At 63.9% G+C, this 15,209-nt stretch carries 15 protein-coding genes; 4 read left to right on the top strand and 11 right to left on the bottom strand.

Annotated features, from left to right (window positions below; translation table 11 throughout):
* Nucleotides 1-11 precede the first annotated feature (11 nt).
* From D886_RS0111780 to D886_RS0111795, 4 genes are all read right to left on the bottom strand, one after another.
* Nucleotides 12-896 carry an alpha/beta fold hydrolase gene (locus D886_RS0111780; RefSeq protein ID WP_027594125.1) on the bottom strand — a complete coding sequence of 295 codons (885 nt, stop codon included), beginning with the start codon at nucleotides 894-896 and terminating at the stop codon, nucleotides 12-14.
* A 446-nt stretch (nucleotides 897-1,342) separates the two neighbouring features.
* On the bottom strand, nucleotides 1,343-2,035 hold the full coding sequence (locus D886_RS0111785) for a pseudouridine synthase (RefSeq protein ID WP_027594126.1): 693 nt from the start codon (nucleotides 2,033-2,035) through the stop codon (nucleotides 1,343-1,345).
* Between the two features lie 33 nt (nucleotides 2,036-2,068).
* Nucleotides 2,069-2,290, bottom strand: coding sequence for a cysteine-rich CWC family protein (locus D886_RS0111790; protein ID WP_027594127.1), 222 nt, complete (start codon nucleotides 2,288-2,290; stop codon nucleotides 2,069-2,071).
* Entirely contained in the window at nucleotides 2,283-3,773 is a 1,491-nt protein-coding gene (locus D886_RS0111795) for a sensor domain-containing diguanylate cyclase (RefSeq protein ID WP_027594128.1), read from the bottom strand. The genes D886_RS0111790 and D886_RS0111795 overlap by 8 nt, the downstream gene beginning before the upstream one ends.
* Nucleotides 3,774-3,985: 212 nt before the next feature.
* Between D886_RS0111795 and D886_RS0111800 the strand changes: the two genes are divergently transcribed.
* Nucleotides 3,986-4,426, top strand: a complete 441-nt coding sequence (locus D886_RS0111800) for a hypothetical protein (RefSeq protein WP_027594129.1) — start codon at nucleotides 3,986-3,988, stop codon at nucleotides 4,424-4,426.
* Between the two features lie 137 nt (nucleotides 4,427-4,563).
* Here D886_RS0111800 and D886_RS0111805 read toward each other — a convergent pair whose 3' ends face one another.
* Nucleotides 4,564-5,670, bottom strand: coding sequence for an enoyl-CoA hydratase/isomerase family protein (locus tag D886_RS0111805; protein WP_027594130.1), 1,107 nt, complete (start codon nucleotides 5,668-5,670; stop codon nucleotides 4,564-4,566).
* A gap of 126 nt (nucleotides 5,671-5,796) precedes the next feature.
* On the opposite strand from D886_RS0111805, the gene ung reads away from it, so the two are divergent.
* Nucleotides 5,797-6,489 (top strand): uracil-DNA glycosylase, encoded by a 693-nt coding sequence (gene ung, locus D886_RS0111810; protein WP_027594131.1) that lies wholly within the window; start codon nucleotides 5,797-5,799, stop codon nucleotides 6,487-6,489.
* Between the two features lie 36 nt (nucleotides 6,490-6,525).
* Here the strand turns inward: ung and D886_RS0111815 are convergent, their stop codons facing one another.
* The 5 genes from D886_RS0111815 to D886_RS0111835 form a co-directional block, all read right to left on the bottom strand.
* Entirely contained in the window at nucleotides 6,526-7,557 is a 1,032-nt protein-coding gene (locus tag D886_RS0111815) for an AbrB family transcriptional regulator (RefSeq protein WP_027594132.1), read from the bottom strand.
* Nucleotides 7,550-9,064: a tripartite tricarboxylate transporter permease gene (locus D886_RS0111820; RefSeq protein ID WP_027594133.1), complete on the bottom strand. Its 1,515-nt coding sequence runs from the start codon at nucleotides 9,062-9,064 to the stop codon at nucleotides 7,550-7,552. Before D886_RS0111820 ends, D886_RS0111815 begins: the two co-directional genes overlap by 8 nt.
* Before the next feature lie 3 nt (nucleotides 9,065-9,067).
* Complete coding sequence (locus tag D886_RS0111825; RefSeq protein ID WP_027594134.1) at nucleotides 9,068-9,526, bottom strand: tripartite tricarboxylate transporter TctB family protein; 459 nt, start codon at nucleotides 9,524-9,526, stop codon at nucleotides 9,068-9,070.
* 139 nt (nucleotides 9,527-9,665) lie between these two features.
* A complete protein-coding gene (locus D886_RS0111830) occupies nucleotides 9,666-10,646 on the bottom strand; it encodes a tripartite tricarboxylate transporter substrate binding protein (protein WP_027594135.1) in 981 nt (326 codons plus the stop codon).
* 32 nt (nucleotides 10,647-10,678) lie between these two features.
* Nucleotides 10,679-11,968: an OprD family porin gene (locus tag D886_RS0111835; RefSeq protein WP_027594136.1), complete on the bottom strand. Its 1,290-nt coding sequence runs from the start codon at nucleotides 11,966-11,968 to the stop codon at nucleotides 10,679-10,681.
* Between the two features lie 200 nt (nucleotides 11,969-12,168).
* Here D886_RS0111835 and D886_RS0111840 point away from each other — a divergent pair, with 200 nt between their 5' ends.
* Nucleotides 12,169-12,840, top strand: coding sequence for a response regulator (locus tag D886_RS0111840; protein WP_027594137.1), 672 nt, complete (start codon nucleotides 12,169-12,171; stop codon nucleotides 12,838-12,840).
* Nucleotides 12,833-14,212: a sensor histidine kinase gene (locus tag D886_RS0111845; protein WP_027594138.1), complete on the top strand. Its 1,380-nt coding sequence runs from the start codon at nucleotides 12,833-12,835 to the stop codon at nucleotides 14,210-14,212. Before D886_RS0111840 ends, D886_RS0111845 begins: the two co-directional genes overlap by 8 nt.
* A gap of 166 nt (nucleotides 14,213-14,378) precedes the next feature.
* Here D886_RS0111845 and D886_RS0111850 read toward each other — a convergent pair whose 3' ends face one another.
* Entirely contained in the window at nucleotides 14,379-15,185 is an 807-nt protein-coding gene (locus D886_RS0111850) for an HDOD domain-containing protein (RefSeq protein WP_027594139.1), read from the bottom strand.
* Nucleotides 15,186-15,209: the final 24 nt, after the last annotated feature.

Raw genomic sequence — 15,209 nt, forward strand, 5'->3', positions numbered from 1 at the left:
CGCCGAGGCGCTCAGATGGCCAGTGCATGCTGCCCCTGTACGTGCTGGTAGCGTTGACGTGGCTCACGCACGGTCGGCTTGAGGAAGTCGAGCAGCGCACTGCGGGTGTCTTCGCAGGCTGCCTTGGTCTCCATGTCGAGGAAGTGCCCAGCATCGCGAATCACGCTGAAGTGGCTCTTGCCCACATGGCGACCAAACTCGCGCGCATCTTCAGCCGTGGTGTACTCATCGCGGTCGCCGTTGATGAACAGCACCGGGATATCGATGTTGCGCGCACCACTCAATGCCCGTTCCAAGTCATGTTGCAGCACTTCGTTGATGTGGAAGTGCATCTGCGCGTACTCGTGGCTGTCCAGGCTGCTCACGTGGCGATAGTTGAAGCGCTTGAACAGCGACGGCAGGTGCTTGCCGATGGTGTCGTTGACCAGGTTGCCGACCTGGTAGCGATCACAGGCGGCCAGGTACTGGCAGCCACGGTCCAGGTAGTCGCGCATCGGTTCGTTGATCACCGGCGAGAACGAGCTGACCACGGCCTTCTTCACTCGCCGCGGCTGGTGCGCCAGCGCCAGCAGCGTGCTCGCACCGCCCCACGAAAACGACATCACGTGATCGGCCTGGAAGTGCTCGATCAGCTCAAGGAGGATATGCGCCTCGGTCTCCTTGGTGATCAGCCGTTCCTGGCGGTTGTGCGGTTTGGATTTGCCGGCGTACGGCTGGTCGAACAGCACGACGTTGAATTGTGGGTGCAGGTTCCGCACTGTCTGGGCGAACGAGGCCGTGGTGGCCAGCGAACCGTTGATCAAAATGATCGTCTTCTCGGCTGCATCCGCGCGATGGAACTCCGTGTAAACCCGATACTGACCTTGGATATCAAGTACAGCGATTTCTGGCCTCATGTCATCGACTCCTGGCGCAAAAAGGGTATTCGCGTCACCTAGGGTGCACGTTCTTTATGACAGGTAGGCATTTGCCTTGAAGAGTAACCGGGGGCCCTGTGTCGATCCTTGGCACACATGTCGACGGTATTGTTTTTGGCGGGCAATTTGCCGTGCCCCAAGGCATCTAGGCGTTGGGTGGCCGGCAAAAAGGTGTCTTCGACTGCGGGCGTGACTCATGAGTCACATGCAGACTGACGATTTGGATTCAAGCAGTGGGCTGGGGATCCTGCAAGTGCCGTTCGGGGAAAAATGTGACTTGGGCCGCCGGGCGGTCGTGTGACACTGCCAGTGTTGCCTTTTCTGGCCTCTTCGCGGGCAAGCCCGCACAGGTACTGCACAAGCCTCCAACGCTGTGGCAATCCTGTGGGAGCGGGCTTGCCCGCGAAGAGGCCGGTGCAAACAACCTAGACCGAGGCGATTTCCTCAGTCGTCAACGCCCTGAATGCCCCCGGTGCCAACGCCGGATCCAGGCGAATTGCGCCCATGCTCTCGCGGTGCAGCCCCACCACCTTGTTGTCGAAGTGGCCAAACATGCGTTTGACCTGGTGGTACCGCCCCTCGACGATTGCCAGCCGAGCCTGGCGGGGGCCCAGAATGTCGAGTTGGGCGGGCAGGGTGGTAAGGTTTTCGAAGGCGAAATACAGGCCTTCGTGGAACTTGGCAGCATAATGCTCGCCAATCTCGTCCTCGGTCTCGACCAGGTAATGTTTGGGCAGTTTGGTCGTTGGTTGGGTCAGGCGACGCGACCATTGGCCGTCGTTGGTCAGGATCAGCAGGCCGGTGGTGTTGAAGTCCAGGCGCCCGGCGATGTGCAGGTCGTCGCGCAGTTCGGCGGGCAGCAACTCGAGGACCGTGGGGTGTTGTGGGTCCTGGGTGGCGCTGACGCACCCGGTCGGCTTGTTGAGCATCAGGTAGCGCGCCGGCCGCCCGGCCTGCAGCAGTTGCTCATCCACTTCGACGCGGCTGAACTCACGCACGTCCGTCAACGGGTCGACCGCCACTTGGCCATCGACCCGCACGCGGCGCTGCACCAGCAGCAGGCGAACGTGCTGTCGGTTGTAGCAGGGCAAGTTGGCAAGAAAACGGTCGAGGCGCATGGCGAAGGGGGCTGAAGTTAAAAGCCGCGCAGTCTAGCGCTTTGTGCCGGGCGGCGCTGCCTGCAGTTGCGCTTCGACCGCTGCGCAGCGCGGGCACAGGCAGGCCTTGTCACGCAACTCGGCGGGCAGGGCCTGGAGCACGGCGGGGTCGATGGTCACGCTGTAGCACCAACAGGCCTGCGTGGCGCTGCGGGGGTCGGCCAGGCTGCACTGGTTGAGGGCACCGCAGGCGGGGCAGTGCTGGCTGTCATTCATGGTCGGGTCCGGAAACTTCACTGCAGACGCGGTTGCGGCCGGCCTGCTTGGCACGATAGAGCGCACGGTCGGCGCGGGTCAGCAGGGCATGCAAGGTATCGCCCGGTTGCAGGCTGCTCAGGCCGATGCTGGTGGTCAGGCGCAACGGTCGGTCGTCGTAGCTGAAGGTCAGCTGTTCGGTGCGGCGGCGGATTTTTTCCGCCACTTCCACCGCTTGCCGGCCTTCTGCCTCTCGCAGCAGCACGATGAATTCCTCACCGCCCCAGCGGCAGAGTATATCCGACTGGCGCAGGCTGCCCTGCAGCACATTGGCGAACTGGCGCAGCACTTCGTCGCCGGCCAGGTGGCCATGGGTGTCATTGAGCACCTTGAAGTGGTCAAGGTCGATCAACAGGGCCACCAGCGGGCCGCTGTCGCGCTGGGCCTCATGCAGGGCCTGGGCGGCCAGCAGGTCGAAGCTGCGCCGGTTGGGCAGGCCGGTGAGGCTGTCGAGGGTGGCCAGCGCCTCGGTGCTGGCCTGGTGACGCTTGACCATCGCATGCACCAGTAACAGCACCACCAGGGTGATCATCGCGCAGATTGCCAGGTTCAGGTACAGCGAGTGGCGGATGCGGTCCAGGGTACCGGTTTCGCGCTTGTCGACCAGCAGGTACCAGTCCAGCTCGGGCAGGTGCCGCACATTGAGAAAGTGGCTGTGGTTGTCGCTGTCGCGGTATTCGTGGCTGCCTTCGCCAGGTACCGGTTGCTGTGCCAGCAGGTCGCTCAGCTCGGGGTTGTCGCTAAGCGGCTGGCCGACGCGCAAGCCGTGGGGGCCACCTTCGGAGCCGGTCAGCAGGACCTTGCCCTTGGCATCGGTGAACAGCACCGAGCGTTGGTAGCGGCGCTGGTACTCGTCGATCAGCTTGACCACCGACGACACACTCAAGCCCACCCCGGCCGCGCCGATGAAGCGGTGTTGGTAGTCCAGCACCTGGTAGTTGATGAACACTGTCAGGCTGTCCTGGTTGGCCATGTCCAGGTCGACGTTGATCTCATAGGGCGCCTTGAGGTCGCGCAGGCGAAAGTACCAGGCATCGCGCCAGCTGCCGGGCTTGATCTGCTTGAGTACGCCCTTGGCCTGGTAGTAGGTGAGGCTGCGGTCGGAGACGAAGAACGAGGTGAAGATGTCCTGCTTGCCCATGATCTCGCCCAGGTAGCGGGTGATGCGCTGGGTGTCCTGCTCACCGGACAGTACCCAGTCCCGCAAGAAGGTGTCCTGGGCCATCATCGAGGCGATCAGCACAGGGCGGATCAGGTCTTTCTGGATTTCCGAATAGACCGTGTCGGAGGTCAGTGGCAATTCGGTATTCACGATGCCATCGCGAATGGCACTGCGTGAGGCGAAGTAGCTGAGCAGGGAAGTGGCGAGAAAGCCGCTGGCCAGCAGCATCAGCAGGGTGACGATCAGCGAACGCTGCGAAAACAGAGCGGAACGTGCAGGCATGATCTTCCCGTGATGTGTGCCAAGGCGGTCATTCTAGTGAGATGACCGGTAAATGACTGCAAGTTTTTCAGGGTTATCGCACCTGTTTCAAATTATTGCAAAAATGGCACTGCACCTCGGTATGGCGGTCTTATTCAGTGTCGATGAACGCGTTTTGCATCGACGCTCGCCAGCGCCGCTGTTCGGGCACTCCAGCGGTCCAGGAGGCCGCCATGTCCTATCGAATACTGTTGATCGCCCTGTTGGGTCTGATGACGTCTGCCTGCGCCCCTTACTATGGCGGCGGGGGCTATTACCGATCGGATTACTACTCCACCGACCGTTATGTGTCGCCGGGGTATTACCGATACGACCGCTACTATGTAACGCCGCAGCCGCGTTACTACTACCAGCCCGCCCCACGTTATTACCGCCCGGCGCCGGTGCCGCAGTACAGGCCCCACCCGGAGCCAGGCATGAACCAGTGGCATGGCAACCCGCGGTATGACTACGGCAATCGCCAGCGCTATGACTATAGGCGTGACCGTGATCGCCATGACTATCGCGATGGCAGCCAGCGGTATCAGAATGATCGTTGGCATTCCAATGGGCGAGGGGACCGTGACCGCAGGCCAGATGGCGGCCGGGGGCAGGGCCGCAACTGGCAGCGGTGATGAATTGGGGCCGCTGTGCGGCCCAATCGCCGGCAAGCCGACTCCCACCCGTACTGTATAGCCTCCAAGGCTAGCGCCGCACCTGTGGGAGCCGGCTTGCCGGCGATTGGGGTGCGCAGCGGCCCGGTTGCAGATAATCAATCCAAATCCGCCAGGGGATGGCGCCCCTCCCAGACCTTGGCAAAATGCGCCTCGACCACCGCCGCTGGTACCTGTGCCACATCCGGCCAGTGCCAGCGCGGTTGATTGTCTTTGTCCAGCAGGCGCGCGCGCACCCCTTCGCTGAATTCCGGATGACGGCAGCAATTCAGGCTCATGCCGTACTCCATCTGGAATACCTGCGCCAATGACAGGTGCCGGGCCCGGCGGAGCTGTTCCCACACCAAGTGCGCGGTCAACGGGCAGCCCTCATGCAGGCGTCCACCCGCTTCGGCCAGCAGAGGGTCGTTGTGATATTTCAGGCCTTGCAGCGCATGCCACGCGCCGGCGGGGTCGGCGACATCCAGCAGCTCATCGATCACTTGGCGCCGGGGCAGCCATTGTGCCTCGGGTAGCTCCTCGCAGGCGCGATGCTGCTCAGCCTTGAGCAGGCTGTTGAGCTGCAACTCGGTCTGCTCCTGCCAGTTCAGCTGCAACAACTCTTCGATCAGCTCCTCCTGCTGGTGCTCGCCGAAGCAACGATCGGCGAGCCCCAGGTCGAGGGCATCGCGGGCATTGATCGGGGCACCGGTCAGCCCCAGAAACAGCCCCAGCTTGCCCGGCAGGCGGGCGAGGAACCAGCTGGCACCGACGTCGGGGTAGAGGCCGATGCTGATCTCTGGCATCGCCAGCCGGCTGCTGGGCGTGACGATGCGCACATTGGCGCCTTGCAGCAGCCCCATGCCGCCACCCAGCACATGCCCGTGCCCCCAGCACAGCAGCGGCTTGGGGTAGGTGTGCAGCAGGTAATCGAGGCGATACTCGGCCGCGAAGAAGGTGGCGGCCAGCGGCGGCACGCTGCCCGGGTGATCGCGGCAAGCCTGGGCCAGCGCCCTGACGTCGCCCCCGGCACAGAACGCCTTGGCGCCATTGCCTCGCAGCAGCACGCAGACCACGCCAGGGTCGCGGGCCCAGGCGTGCAACTGCTCGCCGAGCACTTCGATCATCCGCAGGTTCAGCGCATTGAGCGCCTTGGGTGCATCCAGGGTGGCGATGCCGATACAGGCGCCATCGGCACCGGTGAGTACCTCGCAATGAATAGACATGGACTACCTCTCGCAGGTCATCGCACAAGTATGGCCTGCCTGCGGGATCATGCCGGTCGTCGGTCGGATCGTTTGACAAGCGGAGGAGGCTTACCTAGTGTCGCGCCATTGTTTACGGATGGCCCCATGACTGACGACGATCGCATCAAACTCGAACCCAGCTGGAAAGCCGCATTGCGCGACGAATTCGACCAGCCCTACATGCATCAGCTGCGCGAATTCCTGCGCCAGGAGCACGCGGCCGGCAAAGAGATCTACCCCCCGGGCCCGCTGATCTTCAATGCCCTTAACTCGACGCCGTTGCAGCAGGTCAAGGTGGTGATCCTCGGCCAGGACCCGTATCACGGCCCAGGCCAGGCCCATGGCCTGTGCTTCTCGGTGCAGCCGGGCATTGCCACGCCGCCGTCGCTGGTCAATATCTACAAAGAGCTGCAGCGCGACCTGAACATCCCGATCGCCAGCCACGGCTACCTGCAGAGCTGGGCCGAGCAAGGCGTGCTGCTGCTCAACACGACCATGACCGTGGAGCGCGCCAATGCGGCTTCACATGCCAAGAAGGGCTGGGAGTTCTTTACCGACCGGGTCATCCAGGTGGTCAGCGAGCAGTGCCCGAACGTGGTGTTTCTGCTGTGGGGCGCGCATGCCCAGGGCAAGCAGAAGCTGATCGATGGCACCAAGCACCTGGTGCTGAAGTCGGTGCATCCGTCGCCCTTGTCGGCGTATCGGGGCTTCCTCGGTTGCGGGCACTTCAGCCGGGCCAACAGCTTCCTCGAGCAGCGTGGGTTGGCACCGATCAACTGGGCCTTGCCGCCGCTTTGATGGCATGAAACACCGCGAAGCAGGCGACGCGGTGTTTCAGGCTTTTTCTGCGTTCCAGAGCCGGAACAGCGGCTCTGCCAAAAACAACACGAACAACAAGCGCATCACTTGCAGCGCTGTCACCAACGGCACCGACAGCTGCAGGGTTTCCGCCGTCAGGCTCATCTCCGCAATCCCGCCGGGCATCATCCCCAGGGTCAGCGAACGCAGGTCTAGCGCCGTCATCACGCTCAGCCCCCACGCTGCGCTGCCGGCAATCAACATGCACAGCGCCGTGGCCAGCAACGTACGGCCCAGAAACGAAGGTGCGCGGCGGAAAAACGCGCGGTTGAAGTGGCAGGCCAGGCCGCTGCCAATCAGCCACTGGCCGATTTGGCTCGCGCCATCAGGCAGGCCGATCTGCAGGTTGCCCGCCAGGCTAACCGTCGCCGCCACCAGCAGCGGCCCGAACAGCCAGGGGTTGGGCTGGCGCAACCGCTGCCAGATAAAGCCCGCGGCTATACCCAGCGGGGCGATCAACGCTAGCCAGCCCCAGCTCACACTGCCGGCATGATTGAGCGGTACACCGTCACCCATCAAGAACTTGAACAGCGCCGGCACGCACAGCACCACCGCCAACACACGCAGGCTTTGCGCCGCCGCCACCTGGCTGAGCACCGCACCATTGCGCGCGCCCAGGTTGACCATCTCTCCCGAACCGCCCGGCATGCTGGCAAAGAAGGCGGTTGCGCGGTCTTCGCCGGTACGTCGCAGCAACCACACGCTGATCACGCTGGACAGGGTAGTGAACAGCGCGCCAAAGAAGATCAGCAGAAAGTGGCTGCCCACCTGTTCGATCACGGCGGGGGTGAAGTGCAGGCCGATGCCCAGGCCGATGATGCATTGCCCGCATTTGCGCCCATTGGGGATTTCCGACAGCTGCCAGGGGGTCAGGCAGCGCACCAGGATGATCGCCAACAACGCGCCGACCATCCAGGGCAAAGGCCAGCCGACCGTGCTGGCGAGATACCCACCAGCAAGGCCGACCAGCCCGGTAGCCCAATACAGGGGCAACGACCGATCAGGCATCAGCCATGGCCCGGCGCTGCAGGCTGCGCTTGCGCCAGATACGCAGCAGCGGCAGGCACAGCATGCACACCACCAGTACCCACACGCCCATGCTGATTGGGCTGGACCAGAGGATGCCCAGCTCACCGTTGGAGATCGACAGCGCACGGCGCAGGTTCTGCTCCATCAGCCCGCCGAGGATGAAGCCGAGCAGTATCGGCGACAGCGGGAAGTCCAGCTTGCGCAGGATGTAGCCCATGATGCCGATGCCGACCATCAGGAACAGGTCGAAGGTGGTGGCGTGCACGGCATACACGCCGATCCCGGTGATGATCGCTATCACCGGCACCAGCGCCCAGTTCGGCACGGCGAGGATGCGGGTGAAGATGCGGATCATCGGGATGTTGAGGATCACCAGCATGATGTTGGCGATGAACAACGAGGCGATCAGGCCCCAGACGATGTCTGGCTGCTGTTCGAACAACAGCGGGCCGGGGGTGATGTTGTACAGGGTCAGTGCGCCGATCATCACCGCGGTGGTGCCCGAACCAGGCACGCCGAGGGTCAGCATGGGGACCAAGGCGCCGCAGCAGGAGGCGCCGATGGCGGTTTCTGGCGCGGCCAAGCCACGGGCATCACCCTTGCCGAACTTGCCGCTTTCGCCAGCGATACGCTTCTCGGTCATGTAGGCCACGGCGCTGGCCAGGGTCGCGCCGGCACCTGGCAGCACGCCCATGATGAAGCCAAGCAGGCCGCAGCGGATGTTCACCGCGAACACCGAAGCTGCTTCCTTGACGTTGAACAGCATGCGCCCAGTGGCCTTGACCGCCTGGTGGCCATGGTGGGTCTTTTCCAGCAGCAGGAGGATTTCGCTGATCGAGAACAGCCCCAGCACCAGCACCACGAACTGGATGCCGTCGGCCAGGTGCACGCTGTCACCGGTGAAGCGGTAGACGCCGCTGTTGGCGTCGATGCCGACCGCCGACAGGAACAGGCCGATCAGCGCAGCGATGAAGGTCTTCAACGGTTTGTCGCCGGCCATGCCGCCCAAGGCGACTATGGCGAACACCATCAGCACGAAGTATTCCGCCGGGCCGAAGGCGATCGCCCATTTCGCCAGCAGCGGGGCGAACAGCACCATGCCGCAGGTGGCGATGAAGGCGCCGATGAACGAACTCCAGGCAGACAGCGACAAGGCAACGCCTGCCAGGCCCTGGCGGGCCATCGGGTAGCCGTCGAGGGTGGTCATCACGGTCGAAGCTTCGCCCGGGATGTTCAGCAGGATCGAACTGATGCGCCCGCCGTATTCGCAGCCCAGGTACACCGCAGCCAGCAGAATCAGCGCCGACTCAGGCGGCAGGCCCAGGGCAAAGGCGATGGGGATCAGCAAGGCCACGCCGTTGATCGGGCCCAGGCCCGGCAACAAGCCGACCACGGTGCCGATCAGGGTGCCACTGAGGGCGGTGACCAGGTTGTACGGGCTCAGGGCGACGCCGAAGCCCTGGCCCAGGTAGCTCAAGGTATCCATGTGTCAGTTCTCCAGTACGCTCAGCAGGCCAAGGGGCAGGGGCACGTCCATCACGCGGTCGAACAGCCAGTAGAGGAACAGGCTCATGCCGACCACGACGATGGCGCTGTGCAGCCAGCGGCCGCCGTACAGCCGAGCCATGGGCAGGCCGACCAGGATGGCGCTGAGGATGAAGCCCAGCGGTTCGAAGGTGGCAGCGAAGACGATCAGCAGGCCGACGCAGGCGGCGATCTTGATCAGGGTTTCGCGGTCCAGTTCTGGCTCGTCATCCTTGCGCACGATGGGCGTTGGGCGGATGGCCAGGTAAAGCAGGCCCAGGCCCATCAGGCCGAGCATCAGCAGCGGATAGGCCCGTGGGCCAACCGGTTCGTAGGAAAACGCAGCCTGGTACGGCCAGGCCATCACGGCCAGGGCGGCGCATACCGCCAGCAGGACCAGGGCGAAGAGGCGTTGCAGGATCATCGGGGAATCCTCGTTGGACGCGGACTCTGTGGGAGCGGGCTTGCCCCGCGAACACCGGCAAAACCGGTGCCATGCACCGAGGTGCCAGCTTCGCGGGACAAGCCCGCTCCCACAGGGATCTGTTCAGGTAGTCGGCGAGTTACTGAATCAGGCCGAATTCCCTGGCCAGTGCCTTGTAGTCAGCCACCTGCTTCTTCACATAGCCGTCCAGCTCTTCGCCGGTCATGGCGAACGGGAACAGCTCGCGCTGGTCACGCAGCTTGGCGAAGTCTTCCGAGGCCAGCATCTTGTCGAACGAGGCCTTCCACCAGGCGTAGTCCTCGTCGCTCACCTTCGGCCCCAGGTAGAAGCCGCGTACCACCGGCCAGACGATGTCGTAGCCCTGCTCCTTGGCGGTAGGGATGTCTTTCATCTCTGGCTCGTCCAGGCGGTTTTCGGAGAACACCGCGAGGATGCGCATGTTGCCGCTCTGGATGTGCGGCATGGAGTCGGAGATGTCGGTGGAGCCGACCTGGATGTGCCCGCCCAGCAATGCAGTGGCAATTTCACCGCCGCCTTCCAGGGCCACGTAACGCAGGTCACGCGGGTTGATGCCGGCGGCCTTGGCGATCAGTGCGGTTTGCATCCAGTCTTGGCTGCCGACCGTGCCACCGGAGCCGATCACGACCTTGCTCGGGTCTTTCTTCAGGGCAGCAACCAGGTCGTCGAGGGTTTTGTAGGGCGAATCGCTCTTCACGGCGATGGCACCGTAGCTGGTGCCGACGGCTGCCAACCACTTGACCGCGTTCTCGTCGAAGCGGCCGAACTTGCCTTGGGCCAGGTTCAGCAGCGAGCCACTGGACCACGCCACCAGAGTGCCGGCATCCCCTGGGCGCTGGGCCACCACGGCGTTGTAGGCCACCGCGCCGACGCCGCCGGGCATGTAGGTGACACGCATGGGCTTGCTGAGGATTTTCTCCTGCACCAGGGCGCTCTGCACCAGTTTGCAGGTCAGGTCGAAGCCACCGCCAGGCGAGGCAGGGGCGATGCATTCGGGGCGTTTCGGTTCGGCAGCGAGGGCGTTGCCGGCCAGCAGCAGGCAGCCGGTAGCGAGGACGAGGCGGCGCAGTGAAAAGGTCATCGTCAATCTCCGTGAGCGTTGTTGTTATTGGGTTACCACAGGGCCACGCTGTAGCTCACCAGCAGCCGCACTTCGTCGGCGTCGCGGGCAAAATTCGAGCGGAAGGTGGCGTTGCGCAAGCGCACGGCGACGTTTTTCAACGGGCCGCTTTGTACCACGTACTTGAACTCGGTGTTGCGTTCCCACTCCTTGCCCTCGCTGCCATCTGCGCGGCTGACGTTGTCGCCGCTGATGTAACGGGTCATGAAGGTCAGGCCGGGGATGCCCAGGGCCGCGAAGTTGTAGTCGTAGCGCATCTGCCAGGAGTGCTCGTCGGCACCGGCGAAGTCGTTGATCTGCACGAAGTTGACCAGGTACGGGTCGGCGCCATCGATGTAGGGGAAGGCGCTGTCGCCGGACAGGTGCTGGTAGGCGGCACTGACCTTGTGCCCGCCCAGGGCGTAGCTGAGCATGCCATTGACGGTGGTGTTGTCGATGTTGCCGGCCTTGGCGGCGCCGGCATCGTCACTCACGGCAAGGCGCAGGTCAGCGCCCAAGGTGCCCGGCCCCCACGGCTGGGTGGCGACCATGCCGAGGAAGTGCTGGCGGTAGATGTCGTCGAGTTGGGCGAAGTGGTAGCTGCCGGTGATGCGATCGGTGAACTGGTAGTCCAGGCCCGCGAGGTCGAGGTTATCGGCCGTGAAGGTGCCACCGAAGCGGCCGTTCTTGTTGTTGAGGGCCAGGTCTTCCCAGTTGGTGTCGTTGCGGTCCTTGGCCTTTTCCAGGCGCCCACCGGTGAAGGTCAGGTGGCTGATTTCTTTGGAGGTGAGCAAGCCACCTTCGAAGGTTTGCGGCAGGATGCGCCCGTCGTTGGGCTGCAGGGTCGGCAGCTCGGGGATCAGCGTGCCGATCTTCAATTCGGTCTTGGAGACTTTGACCTTGCCGGTCAGGCCGAGCTTGGAGTATTCGTCGGCGGCCTTGCCGTCGTCATGGGTCGGCAGCAGGCCGGTGTCGGTGCGGTCGGGGCTGGAGTCGAGCTTGATGCCCAGCATGCCCAGCGCATCCAGGCCAAAGCCCACGGTGCCGTCGGTGTAGCCAGACTCGAAGTTGAGCATGAAACCCTGGGCCCATTCGTCGCGCTTGGATTGCTGCGCGCTGGTGCCGTCGCGAAAGTCGCGGTTGAAGTACATGTTGCGGGTTTCGAAGGTCGCCGTGCTGTCTTCGAAGAAGGCGGCCTGGCTCATGGGCGCGACACCGGCGAGCGCAAGGGCGCTGGCGATGGCAGAAGGGCGTGCGGCAAAGGAACGGGTAGGCACGAATGCCTGCGGCTGCGATGACAGCATCGTCGATGACTCCGTTTATTGTTCTTATTCGTTGCACCTTGCTGGTGCTTTTTTCGGCGCGTGGGGCGACCGTGGTGCGATGCTAGGTAACGAACCTTTCGCTAACCTTTCAGCGTGAAAGGTTTGTCAGAAGGGGCTTCACAGGCCGGTCGACAGCGGTACACTCCGCGCCACCGCCCCACCCGAGCAGGGAGAATCCGATGCGTGTGCTGCTGGTCGAAGACCACCTGCAACTGGCCGAAAGCGTGGCCCAGGCCTTGAAAAGTCACGGCCTGACCGTGGATGTACTGCATGACGGCGTGGCTGCCGACCTGGCCCTGGCCAGTGAGGAATATGCCGTTGCCGTGCTCGATGTCGGCTTGCCGCGCATGGATGGCTTCGAAGTGCTGGCGCGTTTGCGTGGCCGCGGCAAAACCCTGCCGGTGCTGATGCTGACCGCGCGCAGTGACGTCAAGGACCGGGTCCACGGGCTGAACCTGGGGGCTGACGATTACCTGGCCAAGCCGTTCGAACTGACTGAGCTGGAAGCCCGGGTCAAGGCCTTGCTGCGCCGCAGCGTGCTAGGTGGCGAACGCCAGCAGCGTTGCGGGCCGTTGGTGTACGACCTGGATACCCGGCGCTTCAGCCTGGGCGAGGACAACCTGACCCTGACCTCGCGTGAACAGAGCGTGCTTGAAGCGCTGATCGCCCGCCCGGGCCGGGTGATGAGCAAGGAGCAACTGGCCGCCCAGGTGTTTGGCCTGGACGAAGAAGCCAGCCCCGACGCCATCGAAATCTACATCCACCGCCTGCGCAAAAAGCTCGACGGCCACCCGGTGGCGATTGTCACCTTCCGTGGCCTGGGGTATCTGCTCGAGCATCGCGATGCGTGACAACGGCAGCTTGCGCGGGCGGCTGTTGGGCAACCTGGCACTGTTGCTGGTGGTGCTGATGCTGGCCAGCGGCCTGAGCGCCTATTGGAACGGCCGCGAAGCCGCCGACACGGCCTACGACCGGACCTTGCTGGCCTCGGCACGGACCATCGCCGCGGGCTTGTCGCAACGCGACGGCTCGTTGAGTGCGGACGTGCCCTATGTGGCCCTGGATACCTTCGCCTACGACAGTGCCGGGCGTATCTACTACCAGGTGCTGGACATCAAGCAGCGCTTGATCTCGGGCTACGAGAACCTGCCAGCGCCGCCGCCTGGCACGCCGCGCACCGACGACTACCCGGCGCTGGCGCGGTTCTACAACGCGACGTACCTCGGCCAGGACGTGCGCGTGGTCAGCCTGCTCAAGCCGGTCAGCGAGCCGAACATGAACGGCATGGCGGAAATTCGCGTGGCCGAGACCGAAGAAGCGCGGGTGCGCATGGCGCGCGGGCTGATGGCCGATACCCTGCTGCGCCTTGGGATGCTGGCACTGGGCGCCTTGGTGATGGTGTGGTTTGCGGTCAGTGCCGCGCTACGCCCGCTGGAGCGCCTGCGCACCGCCGTGGAAGAGCGCCAACCCGATGACCTGCGGGCTTTGCCGGTGGTGCAGGTGCAGCGCGAACTGGGCCCACTGGTGCGGGCCTTGAACCACTTTACCGAGCGCTTGCGCGGGCAGTTCGAGCGCCAAGCCCAGTTCATCGCCGACGCCGCCCACGAGTTGCGCACGCCCTTGGCGGCGCTCAAGGCGCGGGTCGAGTTGGGCTTGCGTTCATCCGAGCCGCAGGAGTGGCGGCAGACGTTGGAATCAGCTGCCCAAGGCACGGACCGCTTGACCCACCTGGCCAACCAGCTGTTGTCATTGGCACGGGTCGAGAATGGCGCCCGGGCAATCGCCGAAGGTGGCGCGCAGCGCCTGGACCTCAGCCAGTTGGCCCGCGAACTGGGCATGGCCATGGCGCCCTTGGCGCATAACCGTGGCGTGGCATTGGCCCTGGAGGCCGAGGCGCCCGTGTGGCTCAAGGGTGAGCCGACCTTGCTCAACGAGCTGCTGAGCAACCTGGTGGATAACGCTTTGGCGCATACCCCGGCCGGTGGCAACGTGATCCTGCGGGTGCTGGCGCCGGCGGTGCTGGAGGTCGAGGATGACGGCCCGGGTATTCCCGAGGATGAGCGCGAACGGGTGTTCGAGCGCTTCTACCGCCGCAGTGCCCAAGGCAGTGGGCTGGGGTTGGCGATTGTCGGCGAGATCTGCCGCGCGCACCTGGCGCAGATCAGCCTGCACGATGGCGAGAAGGGCGGCTTGCGGGTGCGGGTGAGCTTCATCGCTGACTAGGGTTTTACTGTCCATTGGCCCGTCGGCACTGTAGGAGCAGCCTTGTGCTGCGAAAGGGCCAGTGACTGCAGCGAAGATTTGCTGTGCTGTTACCGGCCTCTTCGCAGCACAAGGCTGCTCCTACCTGAATCGCGCAGGAGGGGAGGTGCAGCGGACTTTTGGCGGCCTAGCGCAACAGGCTCCGCGCCTCGAGCAGCTCTTCGACTTCCAGTTCGGTGCCGAACGGCAGCCCCAGGTGTCGGTACGCCGGCAACGCGGCCAGTGGCCGGCTACGCCCACGTTGGCTGATGCAGCGGGCGATCTGCACGACGTCGATATAGTCGACCTTGTCGGTCTGCCGGTCGAGGTCCTGAACCTGGCTCGGCAGGTTGACCAATTGCTCGGGAAACTCCCACGCCTTGAGGATCTTGTCACCCAGCACGGGCTGTATCTGCTCGATCACGTAGTGCAGGCAGACCGGGTCGGACAGCAGCTCGTTGTGTTCTTCGGCGTAAATCAGCACCGGCAGGGCACCGATCTGGTTGACCAGCCCACCGAGGGTCGCCTGGTCGGGTTTGAGGTGGGTGAAACGGCGGCAGATTTCGTAGCTGATGCCTGCCACTTCCAGGCTGTTGACCCAGATATCGCGCAGCTTTTGCTCAACAGCCGGCGAGCGAGCATGAAAGATCTGTTCGATCACCAGGCCGATGGCCAGGTTGCAGCTGTAGTTGATGCCCAGGCGAGTGATTGCGGTATGCAGGTCGGTGACCTCGACCGCAGCGCGCAACAGTGGGCTGTTGACGACTTTGATCAGGCGCGCCGAGAGGGCCGCGTCGCGACCGATCACCTTGCTCAGGGCCGACACGCTGATCTCGCTATCCTCGGCGGCCTCGCGGATGCTCAAGGCAACCTCGGGCAGGGTCGGCAGGACCAGGTCATCCTTTTCGATGGCATCGAGCAACTGTGCTTGAACCATCTCGGCCAGCTTGTTCATGGACTTCTCTACCGCAGTGGTGGT

The organism is Pseudomonas sp. LAIL14HWK12:I7 (assembly GCF_000483465.1).
Classification (GTDB): Bacteria; Pseudomonadota; Gammaproteobacteria; order Pseudomonadales; family Pseudomonadaceae; genus Aquipseudomonas; species Aquipseudomonas kermanshahensis.